At 46.9% G+C, this 22888-nt stretch carries 16 protein-coding genes; 3 read left to right on the top strand and 13 right to left on the bottom strand.

Features of this window, described 5'->3' with window-relative positions; genetic code table 11:
- Positions 1-54: 54 nt before the first annotated feature.
- Both AC3WTP_RS11995 and AC3WTP_RS11990 read left to right on the top strand, forming a co-directional pair.
- A complete protein-coding gene (locus AC3WTP_RS11995; RefSeq protein ID WP_492394843.1) occupies positions 55-651 on the top strand; it encodes an HD domain-containing protein in 597 nt (198 codons plus the stop codon).
- Between the two features lie 38 nt (positions 652-689).
- A complete protein-coding gene (locus tag AC3WTP_RS11990; RefSeq protein WP_492394842.1) occupies positions 690-1136 on the top strand; it encodes an NUDIX domain-containing protein in 447 nt (148 codons plus the stop codon).
- A gap of 17 nt (positions 1137-1153) precedes the next feature.
- Here AC3WTP_RS11990 and AC3WTP_RS11985 read toward each other — a convergent pair whose 3' ends face one another.
- A complete protein-coding gene (locus AC3WTP_RS11985) occupies positions 1154-1909 on the bottom strand; it encodes a class I SAM-dependent methyltransferase (RefSeq protein WP_492394925.1) in 756 nt (251 codons plus the stop codon).
- 302 nt (positions 1910-2211) lie between these two features.
- Here AC3WTP_RS11985 and AC3WTP_RS11980 point away from each other — a divergent pair, with 302 nt between their 5' ends.
- Positions 2212-3789, top strand: a complete 1578-nt coding sequence (locus AC3WTP_RS11980; protein WP_492394841.1) for an FAD-dependent oxidoreductase — start codon at positions 2212-2214, stop codon at positions 3787-3789.
- Positions 3790-4722: 933 nt separating this feature from the next.
- Here AC3WTP_RS11980 and AC3WTP_RS11975 read toward each other — a convergent pair.
- The 12 genes from AC3WTP_RS11975 to AC3WTP_RS11920 form a co-directional block, all read right to left on the bottom strand.
- Positions 4723-6201 (bottom strand): extracellular solute-binding protein, encoded by a 1479-nt coding sequence (locus AC3WTP_RS11975; RefSeq protein ID WP_492394840.1) that lies wholly within the window; start codon positions 6199-6201, stop codon positions 4723-4725.
- A 96-nt stretch (positions 6202-6297) separates the two neighbouring features.
- Complete coding sequence (locus AC3WTP_RS11970) at positions 6298-7221, bottom strand: carbohydrate ABC transporter permease (RefSeq protein ID WP_492394839.1); 924 nt, start codon at positions 7219-7221, stop codon at positions 6298-6300.
- Positions 7222-7238: 17 nt separating this feature from the next.
- Entirely contained in the window at positions 7239-8195 is a 957-nt protein-coding gene (locus AC3WTP_RS11965; RefSeq protein ID WP_492394838.1) for an ABC transporter permease, read from the bottom strand.
- 192 nt (positions 8196-8387) lie between these two features.
- Positions 8388-9998: a response regulator transcription factor gene (locus AC3WTP_RS11960; RefSeq protein ID WP_492394837.1), complete on the bottom strand. Its 1611-nt coding sequence runs from the start codon at positions 9996-9998 to the stop codon at positions 8388-8390.
- Positions 9995-11836 carry a cache domain-containing sensor histidine kinase gene (locus AC3WTP_RS11955; protein ID WP_492394836.1) on the bottom strand — a complete coding sequence of 614 codons (1842 nt, stop codon included), beginning with the start codon at positions 11834-11836 and terminating at the stop codon, positions 9995-9997. The genes AC3WTP_RS11960 and AC3WTP_RS11955 overlap by 4 nt, the downstream gene beginning before the upstream one ends.
- Positions 11829-13427: an extracellular solute-binding protein gene (locus tag AC3WTP_RS11950; RefSeq protein ID WP_492394835.1), complete on the bottom strand. Its 1599-nt coding sequence runs from the start codon at positions 13425-13427 to the stop codon at positions 11829-11831. The genes AC3WTP_RS11955 and AC3WTP_RS11950 overlap by 8 nt, the downstream gene beginning before the upstream one ends.
- A 424-nt stretch (positions 13428-13851) precedes the next feature.
- On the bottom strand, positions 13852-14559 hold the full coding sequence (gene deoD / locus AC3WTP_RS11945) for a purine-nucleoside phosphorylase (RefSeq protein WP_492394834.1): 708 nt from the start codon (positions 14557-14559) through the stop codon (positions 13852-13854).
- A gap of 12 nt (positions 14560-14571) precedes the next feature.
- Positions 14572-15225: a nicotinamide riboside transporter PnuC gene (gene pnuC, locus AC3WTP_RS11940; RefSeq protein WP_492394833.1), complete on the bottom strand. Its 654-nt coding sequence runs from the start codon at positions 15223-15225 to the stop codon at positions 14572-14574.
- A 276-nt stretch (positions 15226-15501) separates the two neighbouring features.
- On the bottom strand, positions 15502-16191 hold the full coding sequence (locus tag AC3WTP_RS11935; RefSeq protein ID WP_492394832.1) for a Crp/Fnr family transcriptional regulator: 690 nt from the start codon (positions 16189-16191) through the stop codon (positions 15502-15504).
- Positions 16192-16301: 110 nt separating this feature from the next.
- Entirely contained in the window at positions 16302-18887 is a 2586-nt protein-coding gene (locus tag AC3WTP_RS11930) for a glycoside hydrolase family 84 protein (RefSeq protein WP_492394831.1), read from the bottom strand.
- A gap of 128 nt (positions 18888-19015) precedes the next feature.
- Positions 19016-20827, bottom strand: a complete 1812-nt coding sequence (locus AC3WTP_RS11925; protein WP_492394830.1) for an ABC transporter ATP-binding protein — start codon at positions 20825-20827, stop codon at positions 19016-19018.
- Entirely contained in the window at positions 20811-22667 is a 1857-nt protein-coding gene (locus AC3WTP_RS11920; protein ID WP_492394829.1) for an ABC transporter ATP-binding protein, read from the bottom strand. Before AC3WTP_RS11920 ends, AC3WTP_RS11925 begins: the two co-directional genes overlap by 17 nt.
- Positions 22668-22888 lie beyond the last annotated feature (221 nt).

The following is a 22888-nucleotide window of genomic DNA, read 5'->3' as shown; positions in this document are numbered from 1 at the left end:
GGACAATGAACTTGATAACCAGCAGCCATTTTAAAAAAAGGATGTGAGTCTCATATGGTATCATCCCCTAATACAGATCCATCATTTCAGCCAAATATGATGCTTCACACAGCAATTCAATTTGCGGCCATTGCTCATGCTGGGCAGTTTCGGAAAGGCACAACCACCCCTTATATCGTTCATCCCTTTGAGGTGGCACAGATCTTAACTGCTGCTGGCGCTGAAACTCAAGTCATATGTGCAGGACTGCTGCATGATACGGTGGAAGATACTCTGATTACGATTGAAAATATAACACTAGAGTTTGGCGAGGACGTCGCTTCGCTTGTAGAAGGCGCTTCTGAGGATAAGAGCAAGACATGGCATGAGCGGAAGCAGCATACCCTCGATTATCTCTCAACTGAAGCCTCTGTCCGAGAGCTGGTGCTTGCTTGTGCTGATAAATTGTCTAACATGCGCTCTATTGCTGAAGACTATAGCATCGTTGGTGATGCGCTGTGGGATCGGTTCAATCAAGGAAAGGACGCTCAAAAATGGTATTACAGCGGACTAACCGAAGCGCTCAAGCGTCTCCATGATTATGATATGTATCGGGAATTCGTTGCGCTGTATCAGCAGGTATTTGCAGAAGGCGGCGTTCGTCTTAGCTAGAACACCAGCCTTCTATATTCTATGTGGGGAGTGGTTATGTGAATAAGCCTTTATTGAGAGCAGAAGGACTAATTACAAATGAAGATAGAACGAGAATTCTTGTTCAGTGCGACTTAGAGGAAAGCTTCTATCGTCTACCAGGTGGAAGTGTCGAATTCGGTGAGACAGCAGCCGCTGCGATTCAGAGAGAATTAATAGAAGAATTCGACTTGCGGGCAACGATCGGTGAGCTTGCTTGTGTGAATGAGAATATTATTGAGTATGAAGGGAAGGAAGTGCACCAGTGTACCTTAATCCATTGGTGTTCTGTTGAACTGAAGGATACCCAGGATGATCTCATACATAATGAACACCTAGAAGTAAAGCTGACTTGGCGTACGATCGACCAACTCGTGCATAAACCAGTCTATCCTGAAGGTATTTTAGATGTTGCAGCTTCCACATCAAGCCAGGTGACCCATCTTGTAATTCAAAAGAAATACTAATACTTGTATGGATTCACTTATACTCTTCCTATGTAGCTTCTAGTCAGATTGCGCATAATTAATTGGTTCTCAGTAGAGTAGCTGTCAAATAAAGCGGTGATTGCTTCAACAAACGGCTCGTACAGTGCATCTGAGGACTTGGGCGCATAAGAAGCGGAAAGATTGCGACCGATAAAGCTGTCTTTATCGAATGCTATCGGATGCTCCACTATATGATAATCGTATTCTCCATTTCTAAAGAACCGCTCGTATATCTCGGGCGTCTCTTCTATTCCGCCGCTAAAGCCCTGGAAGGCAGGGCAATATGCCTTACAGATTCTAGCATTCTCTATTACCAGCTCACTGGAGGAATCTCGGCTGTTCCACACCAAGGCTACAGGCGCATCTGGCTTTAAGATTCTCTTGCATTCCTCCTTGAATTGCTCCTGATCGAACCAATGAAACGCTTGCGCTGCTGTGACCAGATCGACGCTGTGATCGGCGAGTCCTGAATGTTCAGCAGTTCCTTTGACAGAGCTGAAGTTCGGATAGCGATGTAACGCCTCCTCCGCAATCGCTCGCATGTCGTCATTGGGCTCAACAGCTATGACCTTCAACCCTTTATCAAGCAGCTGCCGCGTTAATATGCCCGTTCCCGCGCCAATATCCGCAATGATACGATCAGGAGTCAGCCCATTCGATGTGATCAAGTAGTCGATATATCCCATTGGGTATCCTGGGCGGTATTGGGAGTAAACATCTGCTTTACCTGTGAATCTATGAGTCGGCTGCAATCTCATCCATCCTCTCCTATTTAACGTTCCGGTTACGATCATAGATGCTATCTCAACTATATGGAATCCATTTCATACTTGTAAAGGCTTGTGATGACGCTTCGGTGCAAGAACGCATCAGATTACCATAAATGGTCATCCCTATACCCTTCTATTCCCCTAAGGGAGTTTCTACAATGAAAGTAGCTCATACATGAATTCTATGACTGCCACGAGACTGACAGCATGATTTTATCTTTAAGGATGTGCATATGCTTTAACGATTTCAGCTTTATCATACGTTCATTAAGGAGAGTTGCAGTATGAATCGACGAGAAATGCAAGCCGATATCGTCATCATCGGCGGAGGAACGGGCGGTACTGCCGCCGCTCTTGCGGCTGCAAGATCCGGCAAGACCGTGATCATGACGGAGGAAACCTCATGGATCGGCGGGCAGCTGACTAGTCAGGCCGTGCCGCCTGACGAGCATCGTTGGATCGAATCCTTTGGCTGCACGAGAAGCTATCGGCAATTTCGCGAAGGGGTGCGCAGCTATTACCGACAGCACTTCCCTATGACGGCTGAAGCCAGAGCGATCCAGCACTTGAACCCCGGCAGCGGTGTCGTCAGCCGGCTATGCCACGAGCCTCGCGCTGCGCTCGCTGTTTTGCAGCAGATGCTTGCCCCTTACATACATAGTGGGCGATTGCGTATTCTGTATGGCCATGTCCTTGATCATGCTGAGACATCTGGCGATAAGGTAAGCGCCGTAACCGTAAGGGATCTTGCGACAGAGGAACGGACTGTTCTGCTCGCCCCGTTCTATCTGGACGCGACGGAATGCGGAGATCTATTGCCTCTCGCTGGCATCGAATATGTCACGGGAGCAGAATCGATGAAGCAGACCGGAGAGCCGCACGCGGTAGATGGGGATCCGCTGCCGATGGATATGCAGGGCTTCACCTATTGCTTCGCGGTAGATTATCTAGAAGGCGAGGATCATACGATAGCCAAGCCGGAGCTTTATGATTTCTGGCGCAGCTATAAGCCGGATTTCTGGCCTGATCGTCTGCTCAGTCTGAAGGGCGTTATACCATCGACGATGGAGCCAGTCCAATATGAGCTGCTTACGGCAACCGTTGGATTCTCCTTGTTTCATTATAGGCAGATTCTGAACCATCAGCATTTTCAAGAGGGAACTTATCGCAGCTCCATCTCTCTGGTGAATTGGCCGCAGAATGATTACTGGCTGGGCTCGATCATAGATGTAAGCGAGGAGGAGCGCGCTTTGCACTTGCATCAGGCTAAGCAGCTGTCGCTCTCGCTGCTGTACTGGCTGCAGACGGAAGCGCCGCGATCGGATGACAAGCAAGGATATCCAGGATTGCGATTGCGTCCAGATGTCGTCGGTACCGAAGATGGCTTGGCGATGTATCCTTACATCCGAGAGTCCAGAAGGATTCAAGCCGAGTTCACGGTCCTTGAGCAGCACGTCGCAACAGCCTGCCGACCAAGCGGGCAAGCCGAGGAGTTTCACGATTCCGTCGGTATCGGCTGCTACCGGATCGATCTGCATCCGAGTACATGTAATCGGCCGTACATTGATATCTCTTCACTTCCGTTTCAGATTCCGCTCGGCAGCCTAATCCCGCAGCGAGTTACCAATGTGCTTGCGGCTTGCAAGAATCTGGGTGTAACACATATTACGAACGGCTGCTACCGTCTTCACCCTGTGGAATGGAACATCGGAGAGGCAGCAGGCTATTGCGCGAGCTATTGCTTGGATCACGGGATTAATCCAACTGCAGTCCGCAACAATGAGACAGAGCTCGACAGCTTCCAGAAGCGGTTGGTTCAAGAGGGCTTTGAGCTGAAATGGCCTTCGATTCACTCCGTATAGGCGCCATTTTTCTCCTGACGAGCTCGATTTACTTCCCGAGACGTCAAATATTGACGTCTCAGACCCAAAATCAGCTCGTTCGGGGGCTGAGATGCACTTTCTCGACGTCTCAGACCCCTAAACCCTTCTGACGAGCTCGATTTACCACCCGAGACGTCGAATATCGACGTCTCAGACCCAAAATCAGCTCGTTTGCGGGCTGAGGTGCACATTTTCGACGTCTCAGGCCCCTAAACCCTCCTGACAAGCTCGATTCCATACCCGAGACGTCGAAAATCGACGTCTCAAACCTAAAATCAGCTCGTTCGCGGGCTGAGATGCACTTTTTCGACGTCTCAGCCCTCTAAACCCTCCTGACGATCTCGATTCCATACCCGAGACGTCGAATATCGACGTCTCGGACCCAAAATCAGCTCGTTCGGGGGCTGAGATGCACTTTCTCGACGTCTCAGCCCTCTAAACCCTACCGACGAGCTCGATTCACTGCCCGAGACGTCGAATATCGACGTCTCAGACCCAAAATCAGCTCGTTTGCGGGCTGAGATGCACTTTTTCGACGTCTCAGCCCTCTAAACCCTCCTGACGAGCTCGATTCCACACCCGAGACGTCAATATCGACGTCTCGGACCCAAAACTAGCTTTCGACGTCTCAGCCCTTCCTATCAGCACACAGCCTCGTCTCTGTAACACGGTTTTTCCCCGTTATCTCACCTAACCAGCAAGTTTCGCTCGCTGTAACGGGGAAAAACTATAAATGCTAACTTAAAGATGTACACTTTTTCTTGTTCAATACTGTACATTTAGATTCAATCATTTACACTAAACCCACCCATCTAGCATCCCTCCGGCTCAACAAACAAAGCACAGCTGCCGGAGTCCCCTCCAACAGCTGTGCCCATGTTATCTACATCACTACTACGGCAGCCTAATTCCCTACTTCGTCGATTGGTACCACTCATTAGCCGCCTTAACCATATCGGCTCCGCCTTCCGCTCTCCACTGCTCCAGGAATTTATCATAATTCGAGAGCGGCTCTGATCCGGTAACGAACGTCAGCATGTTATCTTCAAGCAGCTTCGTCAATTTCAGCGTGTTCTTTGAGACTGCTTCAATCGGCGGTGCTAATGACATCGGATCGACCACAACGAGTCCCTCTGCGTTCTTCTGAAAATTCTCAAAGTACGATTGCAGAATAGGATCCTTCCGAACACGCGCCTGCCAGTAAATTGGATAATTCGTCTCATCTACGCCCGTTATGAAGGCACTCGCATTGTTCAGCTCATCATTGAATTTAGGCAGAATCGGATAGTACTTGCCATCCTTCACTTCATGATGAACGCCTTCCTGCCCGATCGCGATTCCCTTGAACGTTTCCGGCTCCAGCTTCGCGTTCAAGAATTTCATCGCTTCTTCTTTATTCTTCGAGGCTTTCGGAATCGCGATGAACCAAGAAGTATTGGCAACTGCGCCTACAGTCGCTTTCCCTTCTTTGTTCTTCAGATAAGGTATGATTGTTACCTTATTATCCGGGAAGTTCTTGTTCAGCGCAGCGATCGCGCTCCCTGAACTCCACCAAGCGAGCTTAAACATAGCCGCGTTGCCGCTTGTAAACTTCTCAATCGCCTTAGCGCCGGTGTTGATCGGCATTTCCGAATCGAGCAATCCCTCGCTATACAGCTTATTCATGTATGCGAGATATTCTTTCATTTCCGGCAGCTCAGCCTTATGCACGAGTTTACCGTCTACCTCTTTCCATTCCGTTAAGACGCCGAACGTTGTCGCAATATCACCGTACAGGGCCTCCTTACCGCCCGTAAGAGGGATCACATTTTTCTTCTCTTTGATCGTCTTCAGCACGTTATACAGCTCATCCGTATTCGTCGGTAGCTGCAAGCCCAGCTCGTCCATCCAGTCTTGTCGCACAACCAGCTCTTCACCGATGCTAACGCCTGCTCCCGTTTCAGGAATCCCATACTTCTTACCGTTAATAGTCGCACTTCCCCAGGATTCCGGTTTAATCGCTTGATTAATATAGTTGCCGTTTGCCGCAAGCAGATCATCCAAAGGCTCCAGAGCCCCCGCTGTCGCGAGACTGTAGAATTGCGCGGCATTCAGCTTCATAATGTCAATTTTCTCTTTATTCGCTACGAGCAGGTTCAGCTTCTCATCCGGATTTTCCGCTGGTAGCATCTCATATTTAACTTGGTACCCGGTCTTCTCGCTTATATATTTCCCCGGAAATTCTGTGTTTGGATCAAACAAGCTATACTGCATGAGCATCGTGAGCTCTGACTTGGAATCTCCGCCCTTACCGGAGCCGCCGCCTCCCGAGCCTTGTGTCGAACCGCCGCAGCCAGAGACAGCTAAGGTAAATACGAGAATAGCGGAAATCCATGCATATTTCTTCTTCATGATCTGACCTCCTTGGAATGATAGTCTTCTATACCTGCACATACACATTCACATTGGCCTTAGTCGGCAGCATCACCATCCTTTGCGCGAACAGAATTAACCTTTAACCGACCCAACCAGCACACCCTTTACAAAATACTTTTGCAGAAACGGGTATACCAGCAGGATTGGAATGGTAGCGAGCAGAATAGAGGATGCCTGTATGGATTGCGGTGTAACATTCAGTGCTGCATCCACATTGTCCTTCAGGAATTCCCCGCTGGAAGACACGAATAGCTCCTTTAAGTACAACTGTAGCGGCTTCAATTCAGGAGAGGTAATATAGATCATCGCGGCAAAATAGTCGTTCCAAAACGCCACCGCGAAGAATAATGCGATCGTAGCGAGCACCGGCAGTGAAAGCGGTAGTACGATATAGATCAATATCCGGATGTTCCCCGCGCCATCCAGCTTCGCAGATTCCTCAAGCGCATCCGGCAAGCCTTCAAAGTAATTCTTGATGATCAGCATGTTGAATACATTGACCATCGCGGGCAGGAACAGTACCGGTAACGTATTGATGAGATTCAAATTGTGCATAAGCAGATAGGTAGGAATCAAACCGCCGCTGAACACCATCGTGAACATGAAGATAAGCAGCAGCCATTTCCTCCCGCAAAGCCTGATCTTCGACAAAGGATAAGCCGAGATTGTCGTCATAAACAAGCTTAGCGACGTACCGACGACCGTTAACAGCACCGATGTCTTGAATGAGTTCAAGAACATCGAATTCTGCAGCACGTACTCGTAAGTCCCCCATTGGAATCCTACGGGCAGCAAACCAACACTCCCAGAGATAACCGCCTCCTCACTGCTGAAGGACTTAGCGATGAGATTGACGAAGGGCAGCAAGGTGGTAATTCCCATCAGCGTAAAAAACACATAGTTAATTACTGCAAAGCATTTCTCGCCAAATGAAGTCTTGATACCTCGCTTTGAGCGATCTGATCGATTGCTGCTAATAGCATGTTGTTCCGCCATTGTCTGCTCCCCTTTCATCACCAGATTCCCCGCTGCAGATACTTGCGGCTTAACGCATTGCCCGTAATAATAAGCGCGAACGATATGACAGATTCAAAGAGCCCCACCGCTGTAGTAAAGCTGTAGTCTTGATTGCCTAACCCCATTCGATAGACATAGGAGCCGATAACGTCGGATGTCTTATACACAACGGGATTATACATGACCAGAATCTGTTCAGTGCCGGCCTCCATAATGCTGCCGAGCCTTAATATGAACATCAGGACGATAATCGGCGCGATACCAGGCAGCGTCACATGTAACAGCTGCTTCATCTTGCCCGCGCCGTCGATCTTAGCGGCTTCATACAGCTGCGGATCGATCGTCGTGAAGGCGGCCAAGTATACGATGGTGCTCCAGCCTGTCTCTTTCCAACCCGCAGAAGTCACGAGGACGCTGCGGAACACACTGTTGTCGAGAAAGAACGCGATCGGCTCCATATTCAACGAGATGAGCAGCTTGTTCACGAGACCGCCGTTAGTAGACAGGAGGTCTATGAACAGTCCGCTGACAATAACCCATGACAGAAAGTGCGGAAGATAGATGATCGTCTGGATCGACCGTTTGAAGATCATATTCTTCATCTCATTCAGCATGATCGCGATAACGATCGGTAGCGGAAACAGAATGCATATCTTCAGCAAGCTGATAATGATCGTATTCATAAGTACTACCGAGAAATCAGGGGAGGTGAACAGCCTCTCGAAGTGCTTCAGCCCAACCCATGGACTGTCAGCAAAGCCTGTAAATATATTAAAATCCTTGAACGCGATAATAATGCCGTACATCGGAGTGTACTTAAAGAGCAGCAAAAACAATAATCCCGGGACGAGCAGCGCATATAGCTCCCACTCTTTCCATATATCCGACCATAGCCGACCCAGATAACTTCGTCGTGTATTGGGCACTGGCAGCTTATCGAGCATTGGTCTCATAGGCTTCCCCCTCTAGGCATGATTTACATTTCCGTTACAATTAATTGTAAAATCAACACCTATTGCTGAGTAGGAGAGACTCATTACTATTTTTGGTAGTTTGATGTTCTCTTTGCGGCAATCATCCTGCAGCAAGCGCAAAAAAGCCTGAACGCGTCTAATCAGACGACATTCAGGCCCATCTTCTATCTTTTAAGGTTTAACTTCGCCGGGATTGACTCCCCAATATTTTCGAAATACTTTTGTAAAATAGCTGACATCGCGATACCCGACCAACCGAGCCGCATCATACACCTTCAGTCCTTCCTGAAGGATCTCCTTCGCCCGCTCCATCTTGCGTTCAAGGACATAGGCGGAGAAGGCAACTCCCATCTCCTGCTTGAACAATCGGCTCAGATACGAGGAGTTCACATACAAGCGATCCGCGACGTTATGGAGCGTGATCTCTTGATCCATTTCCTGATCCAATATCGTCAGAATCTCCTTTACCAGCTGGTTGCTGGCGGTTCTTCGTTGGTTCTGCATGAAGCCGATAATGTGCTTGACCGTTCGCGTCAGCCAAGACCGCGTCTGCTCCTTCGAGTTCAACAGCTTCACATTTTGAAAATAAACGATGTCATCCGCTACGACGCTGCTGACCCTCCACCCCTGCTTCTGAATGATACGAACGAACAGGCTGCTCAAGTACAGAACGGCTTCATGCACTTCATCTGCCGATTCCGATCTGCTGGCGCCTTCCTCCCATATCTCAAATAATGCTTGCAGCGCCTTGCTCTCATCCGCAGTCTCCAGAGCGATCTCCAGCGTCTTCTCCATATGCGACTGAGTGAGCAGTCCTTGCTTGCCTCGCTTGGGCTCTTTGCGATAAGGAATAGCGATATCATGCCCGTATAGGATCCGCTCCTGCAGAGCGCTGCACGCCTGCGAGTACAGCTGACTGATCTCTTCGATGCCGCCGACCGCTGCGCAGATTCCCGCGCTCGCCGTTAGCTTCAGCACCTCTCGTATATGAGAGAGCAGCTTAACAGTGGAAGCATTGATATGGAGCATGGCGTCATTCGGATCTTGCCCCTCCTGTACTTGGAACACAAGCAGCAGGTCGTTCTTCGAATCAGCACATACCCAGCAGGAAGGCGGAGTTAAGAGCTCGTTCGCGATGCATTGGATCGTGAATTGCAAGAGGGCTCTATCATTGGCGCCGAATCGGGTCTCGTGATCCGGAATCGGATCAAGATCGACGACCGTTATTCCGAACTGATCGTCTTCCTTCAGGTCGATAAATAGGTCCTTGCTCTTCTTCAATACTTCCCAGATCGTATACTTATCGTTCACCCAATTGTAGAAGAAGCTATGCTGCAAATGAGGCAGATGCTCCTTCCACTTCTGTTCAAGCGCCGCCTTGGACTGCCACTGGTCGAGCTCTTCTCGAAGCTGCTGTCTCGCATCCAGAATCGCTTCCAGCACTTCCTCTTCTCCAGCCGGCTTAAGCAGGTACTTGGATACTCCGTGCTTCATCGCTTCCTGCGCAAAGGCAAAGTTGTCATGACCGCTTAGAATGACGATCTTCATGGAAGCCCTTACGTCCTTCTGTTCACTGAGCTTGCGAATCAAAGTGAGTCCGTCCATATCCGGCATCTGCACGTCGATCAGCATAATATCCGGCTTCTTCCACTCGACCAGCCGCAAGGCTTCAAGTCCGTTCGATGCGAGCCCCACAACTTCGATTCCATGCTTGTCCCAGGGAATGTTATGAGCCAGCGCATTGCGCTGCCGCGGCTCATCTTCTACAATCATCAGGTTCATAGCTGCCGTTCCCCTTCCGTCACTTCTTGATCTATTACATGCGGATTGCTCTCGCGGCATCGATCCAGCGGAATCTTGACGGTTACCGTTGTACCTATGCCCAGCGAGCTGTCGATCTCGATATGAGATTCCTTGCCGTAATACAGCTTCATTCGGATAAATACGTTGCGCAGCCCAAATAAATCCTTCACATGCCCCTCATCCTGCGTTAGAGATGGAACGCTGTGCGAGCCGATCTTCATCAGCTCGCCCTGTATATAATGGAGTCTGTCTTCTTCCAATCCCTGCCCATTGTCCTGCACGCTGATGCACACCATGTTCTCATGCTCAATCCAACTGGAAATGATGAGACGACCGTCGGAAGTTCTGCCCTCCATGCCGTGCAGAATTGCGTTCTCGACCAAGGGCTGCAGCAGCAGCTTAAGAATCGGGATCTGCTTCGTTTCATCCGCTATTCGATATTCGACCGTAAAGCTGTCTAAGAAGCGAAGCTGCTGGATGCGAATGTAATAGTGAAGATGAACGAGGCTTTCTTCGATGGTGAACACTTCCTTGCCTTTGTTTAAGCTGAGTCGGAAGAACTTCGACAGGTTCATGACCATTTCGCTGATTTCTTCCGCTTCATAGTTTTTGGCGGTCCAATAGATAGAGTCCAATGTGTTGTATAGAAAATGCGGATTGATCTGCGACTGAAGAAACTTCAGCTCGGTCGTCGTTAACCGTAGCTGCTGCTCATAATGATCCTCGATCAAGTGCTTCTGATGCAGCACCATCTGATTAAACGATTCGAGCAGATACCCAAACTCATCTCTTCGATTATTTTCCAGTTGGAAGTCCAGTTGCCCGCTACGGAGCCGCTTCATCCCGCGCGTTAGCTTATGAACCGGCGAGGCGATTCCGCTGTACACGATCCAGGAGATCCCGATCGCCAACAGAATGCTGATCACGATAATCGTAAACGTGAACATTCGCAATAGATCGGTCTCTACGTACAGTTCCTTCTTCGGCTGGATCAACGTCAGCCGCCAGGTGGAGTACTGGGAGTCGACTGAAACCTCCATCTCCTTATCCGATATAGGCGGCGGTTCAGCTGTCTCATCTATGCTGCCGGTGCCGACCACAAGCTCTCCTTTTTCATTATATAAGGATATGCTTGCTGTTTCGGAGGGCAGAAGCGTGCGGATCACGTTCAGCAGCTTGCTCTTGTTGAAGGTAATGATGAGCAGATTCGATGCTCGCTCCGTGTTATATAAGTCCATCGAACGAACCAGCGACACGCTATCGGTGCCTACCATGCTGCCGAATGTTATATCTTTGGCAACTAGCGCATCTGGCAGGATATAGCTGATCCCCGTCCCATTTGCACGGGCGGTCTCGACCATCCATTCCTGCAGCGGCTCCGACTTTAATCTCCGTCCTCCGAAATTAGTTGAGATGACCATGTTGGAGGCCTGATGATAGATGGCGATCTGCGATACGAAACGGTTTACAGCCTTCATGTTGGATAACTGATCGAGTATGAGCGAGAAGTTGACGATCGTTTCCGGACCCAGATCAGCGCTGTTCCCTTCCAACAGCTTCAGGATACCCGTATCGGCTGCGATCAGCGTTGAGATCTCCTCCACATTTTGCAATGCCAGATCAATGTAGTTCATGGCTGAAGACAACGCTACCTCCGTCCGTTCAACCGCCTGCTCATACAAGATATCTCGAGAGCGCTCGATCGCAAATAAACTGACGACCACAAGCGGCAGCAATATGAGCAAGAAGTAACTGGTGAGCTTGGTCTGGATATTGCGTGCATACCGTTCCTTCATCCAATAGAATAGATTACTCACTTGGTACACCTGCCGATCCGCTGCTGGCTCGATTCCGGTACCATTCGTTTACTTCCTTCGTGATCTTGCCCCCGCCCTTCAGCTTCCACTCCTCGACATAGCTGTCAAAAGAATCGAGCGGCTCGAGTCCCATAATGATTCGAATCAGCGTATCGTGCTCCAGATCCCGCAGCTGCTTGTCGTATTTGCTCATCGCAGGAGTCGGGACGCCGTAGAATTGGTTCGTGTAGAGATTGCTGTTAATCTTCTGCAGATTGTCGTATAGGTTGAAGTCCCCGAGCGAATCAAGCCTCTGCTTAAACAGTTCCGTGTCGGGCACATCAACGAGAGATTGATAGATTCCTCTATATAAATGCTTGTCATGCATCTCAAAGTTTGTCACCATGCGACCGTCCTGCATGGACCAGATCTCATGTTCAAAGCCTAGCTTCAAGTTCTTGTAATCCTGAGCTATAAAGTCCAGCATTCGAATGACTTGCTCGGGGTGCTTCGATTCAACCGGAATCACATTATAGCCGCGAATGATATCCTGATTGTAAACGCCCTTCTGCCCGTTAGGTCCAGTCGGGTATGCAAGCGCTATCCATTCCGCGTTCGGATCCTTCTTCATATTCGCGGCGATCGGACCGCGCGTATCGTACCAGGTGGCGGAGAACAGCCCTACCGTTCCATTCTCAATCTTCTCATTCAGATTATTGTGCAGATTCAAGGGGAACTCGCGATCCAGCAGCCCCTCCTGATATAAACGGGCCAGATAGTCTAAGGCTTGCTTCGTCTCCGGCATAATGCTGCCGTTAACCAGCTGTCCATCTCGCTCAAACCAGCTTTCCAGTTGCGTTCCGAAAGCGCCGAAGAACGGCGCGGAGCGCCCCATCTCCGATGTAATCGTAAGTCCGATCGTATCGTTCAAGCCATTGCCGTCGGGATCGTCCAGCGTGAAGGCCTTTATGACCTCATAGTACTCCTCAATCGTAACGGGGGGCTTCAACCCCAGCCGATCGAGCCAATCCTTTCTCGCATACATGAGCTCAATACCGCTAACCTCATTCAAACTCGGTACCGCATATATTTTGCCACCGTAACGTACGCGATCCCACGCCTCCTCCGGAATCTTCTCCTTCAGATGTGGACCGTACCGATCGATCCAATCATCAAGCGGCATGAGCGCCCCTTGCTTCGCATAGTTGTCGAACCATACCGATTCATAGGTATGAAGCATATCAGGGAGCTTGCCAGATGACATAATGACATCAAGCTTCTCCTTATATACTTCTGGAGGAGGGATGGCAACCTGAATATTGGTTCCGCTACTTTCCTCTATGTATTTCAGATACGGATTGTTGTTCTCATCCATACCGTACGGAAAGCTCATGCCCAGACTATTGATTACGATGCTTATCGAAGGTAGATTCTTGCTAGTTTCTGTTGATCCGCCTATTCCGGCAATCCCGGGAATCGTTCCTGTTAGGACCATAATAAATGCACCTGCAACCATAGCACCAAGCAATAGAAACCCCCATCGAACAGATTTCTTTGATACTCCTTGTGCTTGTTTAGACGAGAATTCATCGTGAACGCTATTATCCTGCATACTGTCCCCCCTTCAGCTCGTAAGCAGATGATACCATAATTTAGAAGACAAGAAATATAGTAGAGGACTTTATGTGAGAAAATAGTGAGGGGAGGAAGCGAGGTGCGGCGTTGTGAGTTCCCACTTTACAGGCGGAAGCGGACACACGATCCGCTATTTGCCTCCAAAACCGCAGTTTCTCCAATCTAGCGGACCGTGGTTCCGCTATTTGGGCGAAATCAGCAGCATATCGCCCATTTTGCAGCAAATAACGGCTTCTGTGTCCGCTAAACTCCAACAAACCCCATAAAGTTCACAAATAGCGGCTTCTGTGTCCGTTGCAATGCGAATGGGCGATTGAGCGAATGGGCAAAAAAAGAGACTGCTATCTTCAGCAGCCCCTCATGAGGTGTAATCTATTCACTCGCGATCAGCTAGCGCGATCTTATAACAGCAGCGCTGTTTCTAGCGCGAGTTCAATCATATCGTTCAACGTCGTCTCACGTTCTTCCGGCGTGATCGTTTCGTTCGTCAGCATCTGATCGGTCACCGTCAGAATGGACAGCGCCTTCGCATTATAACGCGCAGCAACCGTATATAAGGCGGCTGTCTCGTTATCCTGTGCAAGCACCTGATGCTTCGCCAGCACATGCTGCATCTCTTCATCGCTGTCGTAGAAATGGTCGTCCGTGCATACCAGTCCCGCACGCACAGGCTTGTCTAGCTTAACGCCAAGATCATATGCGGTCTTGAGCAAGTTGAAGTCCGCGAGCGGCGCGTACGCATATTGACGGAAAATATGCGAGTACAAGCTCGAGTTCGTGCACGCCCCCATAGCGAGTACGATGTCCATCTGCTTCACGTCCGGGTGCAACGACCCGCTGGAGCCTACACGGATGACGTGCTTCGCTCCGTAATCTTGAATCAGCTCTGTCGCATAAATGGACATGGACGGCATTCCCATTCCGGTACCCTGTACAGAGATGCGTTTGCCTTTGTAAGTTCCGGTGTATCCCCAGATGTTGCGGATCTGATTATAACACACCGCATCTTCAAGATACGTTTCCGCGATATACTTCGCGCGTCGCGGATCTCCCGGCAGGAGTACTGTGTCGGCAATGGCCCCTGGTGCAGCTTCGATATGAAAACTCATAGGATCTCCTCCTTATTCTGTGATCGTTTTGTTATTTCTAGCAGTATTGTAATCGCGCTTCCATTCGAATAGACCGTCGAAGCAGATAAAGGTGTTAATGAGCGTCAGCAGGATCATAACGTATAGACCTGATATGAAGTACACGACAACCATAATGACGTTCATGAGTATCCACATGTGCCAGTTTTCCAATATTTTCTTGCTCAAGAAGTACTGTGCCACAAGTCCGACGACCGCGATGAATGCATCAAGATACGGGCTGCTCGCATCCGTGAATTGAATCTGCACGATCGACCATACCGCAGTAGCCGCAAGGATCACAATCGACCAGATCAATACAAGCTTTGGTGTTAAGCGCGTAATCGGCGTATTGTCATCTGCGCCTTTCGTTTTGTTCCAGAAGTACCAACCGTAGATATTAAACCACAGCTGCAGCACAGCCAGAATCGTCATGGCGTATAGCCCGGTCGTGAAGTAAATGTACATGAAGCAGATAACAGCGATTGCTCCGAATAAGAAATTAATAACCTTTTGCCGCGCGATTAGCCAGACGTTAATAACACCGACGACCGATGCGAAAATCTCAATGTAAGATGAGTCGAGATAGAGACCAGCTACAAGACAGATGACGCTGGCGATGATGACAAATAGCGGATGTTTGATCATAAGAAGCAGCACCCCTTTTTCGTGTTGAGTAAATGATATCATTGTGATGGCTTGGGATGATCCGAGTTGTACTAGAGATGATAGGGCTTACATTTTACCTTTTCCAGCGCTGATGCCCTCGCCTTTCATACTCTAAGTATAGCGGAGCAGGCTGAGAGATTTACAGGACGAAAGTCCGATAACGACACGAATTCCACATAGTTTGATAGCGTTTTCATAAACCGAGCGGGACAATTGTCCCGCCCTCCTCCGTGCATCGTATTTCACCAATCCCCGCTAACCCTCCAGCTTAGCTTCCTGCTGCAATCTGCCCAGGTCTCGAATCAGCAATTGCTGCTTCTGGATATCAATGATCCCTTCTTCTCTTAGCTTGAAGAGGATTCGGTTAATGCTCCGCTGTGTAACGGCAAATTGTTGGCTCCACTCCTGCTTATTGATCTCAATGGCTATTCCGTCGGAATGCCGGACCCCGTGTTGGGCGCAGCGCAGCAGATAAGTACATACCCGGTGGTGAAGGGGATACAGAATGTTAGTCCCCTCACGTTTCGAGATCGTGTAATTGTAATACAACACGCGGCGAATAAAATATTGATTAAAGTTGCTGTCCAGCTGGATCCACTTTAAGAAATCATCACGATGCAGGCTCAGCATCACGACATCAGTGATAGCCTCAACGTTGCTGATAAATGGAATAAGATCATGAATCTCGATCTCGCCGATCATATCCCCTGCCGCATATGTAGCTTGCGAGTATTTCTTGCCATTTTCCCCGATCACGTTAATGTCCGCGAGACCCTCTACCAAGATGCCGAATCGATCATACACCTCATCCTGCTGAAATATCATCGATCCCTTCTTGTACCGCATAAGCTTCCATTGCCGCAATATCTCATAAGGGCAGTGCTTCAGTATGCGATAGAGTTCAGGGCTGTTCTCCATGTAATCGGCTATCTGCTGAATATTCATGCGGCTCACCTCAAGCTGATATTGTACCCTAGTGCTCACAAAAGAATCACTACGATTCATTCGCATGAACACATAGTGATTCTACTATAAAATATAATGCAGTTTCGAGGTTATCTCGCTATGCTCTTAGACGTTCTCACACTCGGCAAATAATGGCGAGACGTTCTCTCCACAAATATTCGGCCATTGTTGGCTCGAAGCGCCGCCCCTTCTATCGTAACCTCGTTTATATGATCTTCTGCTGCTTCGATTGTCGCATATGGTATCTGGTCATCCAGCGTGTGGAATAGGGAAATGACATCTCCCTTCTTCACATTGCGGATCGTGACATCACCTGAAGCACTAATCACCATGTCGGAGGTCAGCACCTTAGCGGAATGATCAGGATAAGCATCATCAAATAACTCAAATGCATAGATCCGCGTATGTCCGCCGCCATTCATACTCATCTGTGAAGGCTCCATCACTTGCAAACGGAAGTAACGCGCCGTTACCTCGTCGTACATTATGCGGTTGATCACATCATCTTGATTATCCGTGACTTCATCCACGATGCTGAAGTTCTCGCCGTCCATACTAGCCAAGATCTGCACATGCTTCGTACTCCACATCCAGCTCTCGCTCGCCTCCGGATGACCGCAATTCACGATCCGATACTGCTTCACCGTGACAGGCTGCTGGAGATCGACCGTAAGATACGGTCTGTGGTCGGATGAACACCATTTGCCGCTGCTAATCTTGCCTGAAATGACTTGATCCGCATCCATATCCTTACTTATCGACTGGGAAGCCGTTGCGGTCACGCCCAATGATTGCAGAGCGATGTTCTTCATCTCATAGTTTGGCACAGCGAGCGCCTGCTCCGTTCCTGCTGCTACAGCCGTCAGTACGATCATGTCCGAGATAAACGGCTTCAAGATCAGGGTCCCCACATCGACGGTAAAATCTTGCGGAGTCTCCTCCTTTAGACGATGAACCTTACATTCCTGCATCAAGGTTAGAAGTTCGAAGGCTGCTTCATTGTTCATGTCCATAGCAGCCAAATCGCCTGCACGCTGCGCGTGAACAGCATGAATCACACGCTGTGCCGCCTGCGCCATGAGTCGGAACGCCTTCAAGAACGGCGCCAACTCGTGCAATAAGTTCTGGTTCGTACATTGCTGTTCGATATGATCGGCTGCTGTCTCCATGCGAATAAAGTGCGCTTGAAGTCGATCCGCGTACGCTGTCACATCATGCCCCTGCTTCATGGCATTGGTTAAGGCGGCTATGTCATCCTTCAAATACCAGGATTCATCGAACAAGAACTCACCGCTCGCACCGCCATTATCTCGAACGTAACAGCAGTTCGAGGCGAAGATCTCCAGATCCTCGGCCACTTCTGGCGCCAGTGCCTTGAAGGAGGCGGAGTAGCTCTTATCGGTGTCGTATGCATCCGTGTTCCAGTTATGGTCCGCAATGCAGAACAGCGCCTGCTTAGAGGCTTGCGACTGATTCATCGGATTCGCGAAGAATCCGTTCACGTTATCCAGATCGGAGCTCAGATTGCGAATCTTGCCCATCAGCAGCTTCGCATCGCAATAATCGTTCACCGGATAGTTCCACCATACGGACAATTGCTTCGTTGAATGGATCTCGCGTCTAGGCGCTTCGAATTGCTCCTTCGCAATGTTCGACATCGTCGCAGCGCCTGTCCACATGACCTCGACATCTTCATGCAGCGTGTCCACAAACGGCTTGAAATACTGCTGCATCGACGGTCCCCAAGCTTCGCAGTAGCGTGTTCCTACCGTGATGAGCGGTCGAATATCTCCCTTAGCCTTGATGAACTCTGTATCGATGCGGTTAATGAATTGAGCCTGCTCGACTCCGTTCGGCACGCCAACGAGATCGTCGAACAGAATGCCAAACTGCCGCACACCCAAGCTATATACCTGCTCCAGCTTCACGATCAATGACTTTGCATCTTCCTCAGAGGACAAATCAATCGAATCGCCCGGATGGATCGTCCACACGAAGTTCATATTGGTCTGGTGGCCTGCTGCTGCGAGCTCAGCGATCTCCCGCGCCTTATCCGCTGGATACAGCTCTCGCCAGTCTTTGCGATGATAAGGGTCGTCCTTAGGCGCATAGATATAGGTGTTCAGTTTCTGCTCACCGCCGAAGTGCATAAGATCGATGCGATCCTCATGGCTCCAAGGGTATCCATAGAAGCCCTCGATGTATCCGCGATATAGAATCTCGGGATAATCCGTAATCGCGCAGTTCTGGAGTACGTAGTCGACAGACTGCTGCAGAATGCTGCGGAGAGTCACAACACCATAATGAATGCCCTCGCGATCATGCCCGACGATCGTTATATCGTTATCATTTATAAGGAGGCGATAGCCCTCAGTCCGATTCAGCTTCGTTGCGAGTTCAGGATGCGCAGCAGCAATCGCTTCAAGCTCCGAACTCTGCTCATCGCATAGGTATATGTTGCTCTGGCTCGGCACCCCATGTTCCGACACCGTATATGTGAATCCGTGCGTTGTCAGCGTATCAAGCAGCAGCGGCAATGTAGCCGCTTTCAGATCTGCTGACACGATAACATGAACGTGGTCTGTCATCTTAGACTGTCCTGCGAGATAAGTCAGTTCTTGAGGGGTGGGAAATATGTCGTATTGCACCTTCGTCGTTTCCATGAAGTTGTTCATCACTGTTGTCCTCTTCTCCTCATGATGTGTTTATATGATTATTCCTTCCTGTAAGTATAGCTTTCTCTGGGGATCTTTTCTAGTAGATGTACTATCTCGATTGTAGGCAAATGGCAGCCATCCATGTATTACACGTAATACATGGATTGACTCCTGTACATATCCGCATATATACCATCCATCGACATCAAAGACGAGTGGTCTCCGTCTTCTACTATTTGACCATTATCAAAAACTAATATTCTATCTACAATACTTGCAATTCCTAGTCTGTGAGAGATCAGAATTGTCGTCTTGTCATCAGTCAATCTGGAGAAATTACGGTATAATTCAGCTTCCGCTATGGGATCAAGTGCCGCTGTTGGTTCATCAAGAATCATGAGCCTTACTTTATCTCGATAAGCCGCACGTGTAATTGCTATTTTCTGCCATTGTCCGCCAGAAAGATTATTACCTTCTTCATTAAAGGTGCCAATAACCTCATCAAAACCGTGAGGCTGACTTTCAATAAACTCTAATGCTCCTGTATGTTCTGAAAGTTTCGATAATTCCCTATCAGTAGTCTGTTTACCACTGTCTGATACAACAATATTTTCACGAATTGTAGCCTCGTACTTTCCGAAATCTTGAAAAACTGCCGATAAACTACGCCTTACTTCGGAAAGATGCTTTGAAATAGGCTGCCCATTTATCGTAATCGTCCCACTATCCGGTTCATACATACCACTTAGTAAGTTAACAAAAGTAGTTTTTCCTGATCCATTTTCTCCTACAATAGCAACTTTTTCTCCTTGTTTAATAGAAATATTTAAATTTTTCAATATTTGATTTTTTGATCCCGGATATGTAAAACTCACGTTATTAAAACAGATATCTGCCGTCGAAAAAGGGAGGGCTGCATCATTAAGATTTTCTTTCTCCATGTTTTCGAAATCAAAAAAATCTTTCATATACTTCACATCGCCTATAAATTGCGCCGCTCCAATAAACAATTTAGCCGTTACCTCTTGAAACTGTCCTGCCAATGTCAGTACAAGCATAAAGGCTCCCAAACCCACAGCGGGGTCATTAAATATTTCATATACTACAATCAACAAAATCGCAATAAAAACACCGTTTCTTAATATATCAGCAATAGAATTATATAGGACATGCACCTTTGTCATCTTATTTTTTTCATTTATATAACTTACTGCAGATTGGCGCCATTTATCTTTCAGAAAGTTAAATATTCCAAAAAAACGGACTTCATTTAAAGTATACTGACCACAACATTCATGAAAATAGTGTATAACGAATGCCCCTTCTTTCATCCATTTTGCTTTTAAACGATAATCTTCATCTTTTTGTTTTGACGCCAATATAACGGCTGGTATAGCTGTCACAATTAAGGTAACTACTATCCAACCATTAACTTCAAATAGAACATAAAGTATACTAAAAAATGTAATTAGATTCTGAATCCATATTATGATACTTTGCATGCTTTCTGCTACACGGTACCCCGCAACAGTGTCTGCAAACACAAGTTTCTCCTTGAAATCATCGTAGTTATCAATGTATTTATATTTGACTTGGCAAGTACAGCGGATAATAGTTTCTTTTATATACTCTTGAACATTCATTGTATCTACACTTGAATAATAATTCTGAATACCTGTATATAATGTCTGGAGAATGTACAATGTTGCAAGAATAACAAATGTTCCTAAAACAATACTGATCTGCTCAATACCCTTTCCGTATAACATTTGAACTTGATCGGTAAAATGCCTTAATGAAATTGAAATCAACATCGGGAGAAAAGCCATTGCAAATCCTAATATCTTTACAAGCAATGATATTCGAGTTTGTGTCTGAATACTTATCTTCAATGCTTTCCCGATTATTTCAATAGTTTCAAGGAAGGTTATTTTGTCTCTACTATTGATTTGTTTCATACGACAAACCCTCCTCTGTTAATTTTTCATTTTCATACCATTGAGCCTGCTGATGAAAAAAATTAGCGTAGTATCCATTTTTCAAGATCAATTCGTCATGTGTTCCTATTTCAACGATTTCCCCGTCATTCATCATGATAATTTTATTTGCTAATCGTGCAAAGCCTATTCGGTGGCTGACCAATATAGCTGTCCGACCGTTGAGTTTATTTCGAATGTTCATAAATTGCTCTGTTTCGGCAATTGGGTCAAGAGCAGCGGAAGGCTCATCAAATATTAGTATTTTCTTATTATTTAAGTGTGCTCTGGAAACACCAATTCGTTGCTTTTCACCACCTGATAGTTCTACGCCTCTATTATCTACACTTTTCCCTAGCAAAGTATTCATTCCATTGGGTAGTTTCTGAAGAACTTTGTCCGCGCCTCCCATCCTAAGGGCGTCTAATATTTTTTCCTCCTCATTTATACTTTCAATGTCACCATAGGCCACGTTTTCCAAAAGAGGTGCATGAAACAAATAAAAATCCTGAAAAAATACACCTATTTGATTACGGATCTCCTCTGGAGAGTAAGCTGAATAATTCACCCCGTAAAATTTCATAGAACCAGAATCAGGCTTGTACATACCTAGTAATAGTTTCGTAAGTGTGGTTTTGCCACTTCCGTTTTTTCCGACAAGTGCTACAATCTCACCTTCCCTTATCTTAAAGGAAAGATCTTTAATAATAGGTTCTGATTTTTTATAACCAAATGACAAATTCTTAATATCAAAAACAGGAATCTCATCGCTTGCTTTAGGAATTGCTTTATCCCTAACTATTTCCTCTTGAACTGGTGCGATTTTAAAAAAGTTATATTGTCTTTCCAAAGCAAACAAACCATGATCAAAAACCATTATATTTCTAGCCAATCCAGACAAAGCTGAGTATATATTCATACATAAGATATAAAGCATGACGAGAACACTTGTAGTCATTTCCCCTTTTGCTACTCTGAAGAGAGAATAGGTCACCATTATTATTAGAAATATGTAAAAACCAATCCCACTTACAAAATTCCTAAGCTCTATATCAAATGTACGCTGATTTTTATTTGCCTTGACCTTATTAAAAGCTTTCCTCCACTGTCTAACTACTTCTTCCGTATTACCAAATATGCGAATCTCCTTAGCTGTTCCAGGATTTAACGGTAACTTTTCGAAATAGGCAGCAGCTCTTTCATCTTTCCTTACCTTTTGTGCATCCCATCTTATTTTTTCTGTAAAAGAAAAATTAAGGACAAGCACAAATAAAACATATATAAGAGTTATGATAAAGACTATCTTTGACGTGTTAAAGCTTACAATTAATAAAGAAACGATGGAGACTATCTTACCTGATATAGAACAGAAACTACTCATTAAATCCGTTAAAGAACCAGCACGTCCGACAACAAAACGGTATTCATCATTAATTTCACTTTTTAATAAATCTGTTATCTCTACTTTTTGTAGGCTGTCCATAAGTATTTCTTGCATACCAATGTAGTATGAGTCATACATCATCATATAAATTAAATCTCCATTTACTCGTGCAGATAAGCCCATCAATGTAATAATAATTCCAAATACAATGATGATTGAAATCGTTTCACTAAAGTTTCCACTTCCATCTGAAAGAAAATTAGAAAGAACTGTTACAATTTCTTGGTTAAAATACAAGGCCACTGCTGGAAGAATGGATAGACCTAAACTTAAAATTAACCAAAGCGACAGCACTCTTCCATCTATTTTCCATGCAATTTTAAATGCCCAAACTATAGTTTGAAACTTAGTCCTTAATGATTGTCTCAATTTCAGCATTTTGCATCTCCTAGGATTCCATGGTTCCCCAATAGTATCTTCACTTTTGGTTTCTTATATTTGTTTTTTGTATATTGTATCGACATCCTTCTACATCACTTCGACAGAATCCTCTAGTATCCTTTGAAAAAACACAATCTTATATGTCGGATGTTGTTTCTTACACAATAAAGAACCTGGTCTAAGCAACCAGGTCCCATTTCTACTATTTCAAGTAATCG

The sequence above is a fragment of the Paenibacillus sp. EB106-04-04-XG159 genome, from assembly GCF_058791835.1.
Note: the sequence above shows the minus strand (reverse complement) of the source record. Positions and strands in the feature narration are given on the sequence as shown.

What these genes read in the sequence shown, in the direction of transcription:
- AC3WTP_RS11995 (WP_492394843.1), top strand. Translation starts at nt 55, where the DNA reads ATGGTATCATCCCCTAATACAGATCCATCATTTCAGCCAAATATGATG.
- AC3WTP_RS11980 (WP_492394841.1), top strand. Translation starts at nt 2,212, where the DNA reads ATGAATCGACGAGAAATGCAAGCCGATATCGTCATCATCGGCGGAGGA.
- AC3WTP_RS11975 (WP_492394840.1), bottom strand. Translation starts at nt 6,201, where the DNA reads ATGAAGAAGAAATATGCATGGATTTCCGCTATTCTCGTATTTACCTTA.
- AC3WTP_RS11970 (WP_492394839.1), bottom strand. Translation starts at nt 7,221, where the DNA reads ATGGCGGAACAACATGCTATTAGCAGCAATCGATCAGATCGCTCAAAG.
- AC3WTP_RS11965 (WP_492394838.1), bottom strand. Translation starts at nt 8,195, where the DNA reads ATGAGACCAATGCTCGATAAGCTGCCAGTGCCCAATACACGACGAAGT.
- AC3WTP_RS11960 (WP_492394837.1), bottom strand. Translation starts at nt 9,998, where the DNA reads ATGAACCTGATGATTGTAGAAGATGAGCCGCGGCAGCGCAATGCGCTG.
- AC3WTP_RS11950 (WP_492394835.1), bottom strand. Translation starts at nt 13,427, where the DNA reads ATGCAGGATAATAGCGTTCACGATGAATTCTCGTCTAAACAAGCACAA.
- deoD (WP_492394834.1), bottom strand. Translation starts at nt 14,559, where the DNA reads ATGAGTTTTCATATCGAAGCTGCACCAGGGGCCATTGCCGACACAGTA.
- pnuC (WP_492394833.1), bottom strand. Translation starts at nt 15,225, where the DNA reads ATGATCAAACATCCGCTATTTGTCATCATCGCCAGCGTCATCTGTCTT.
- AC3WTP_RS11935 (WP_492394832.1), bottom strand. Translation starts at nt 16,191, where the DNA reads ATGAATATTCAGCAGATAGCCGATTACATGGAGAACAGCCCTGAACTC.
- AC3WTP_RS11930 (WP_492394831.1), bottom strand. Translation starts at nt 18,887, where the DNA reads ATGAACAACTTCATGGAAACGACGAAGGTGCAATACGACATATTTCCC.
- AC3WTP_RS11925 (WP_492394830.1), bottom strand. Translation starts at nt 20,827, where the DNA reads ATGAAACAAATCAATAGTAGAGACAAAATAACCTTCCTTGAAACTATT.
- AC3WTP_RS11920 (WP_492394829.1), bottom strand. Translation starts at nt 22,667, where the DNA reads ATGCTGAAATTGAGACAATCATTAAGGACTAAGTTTCAAACTATAGTT.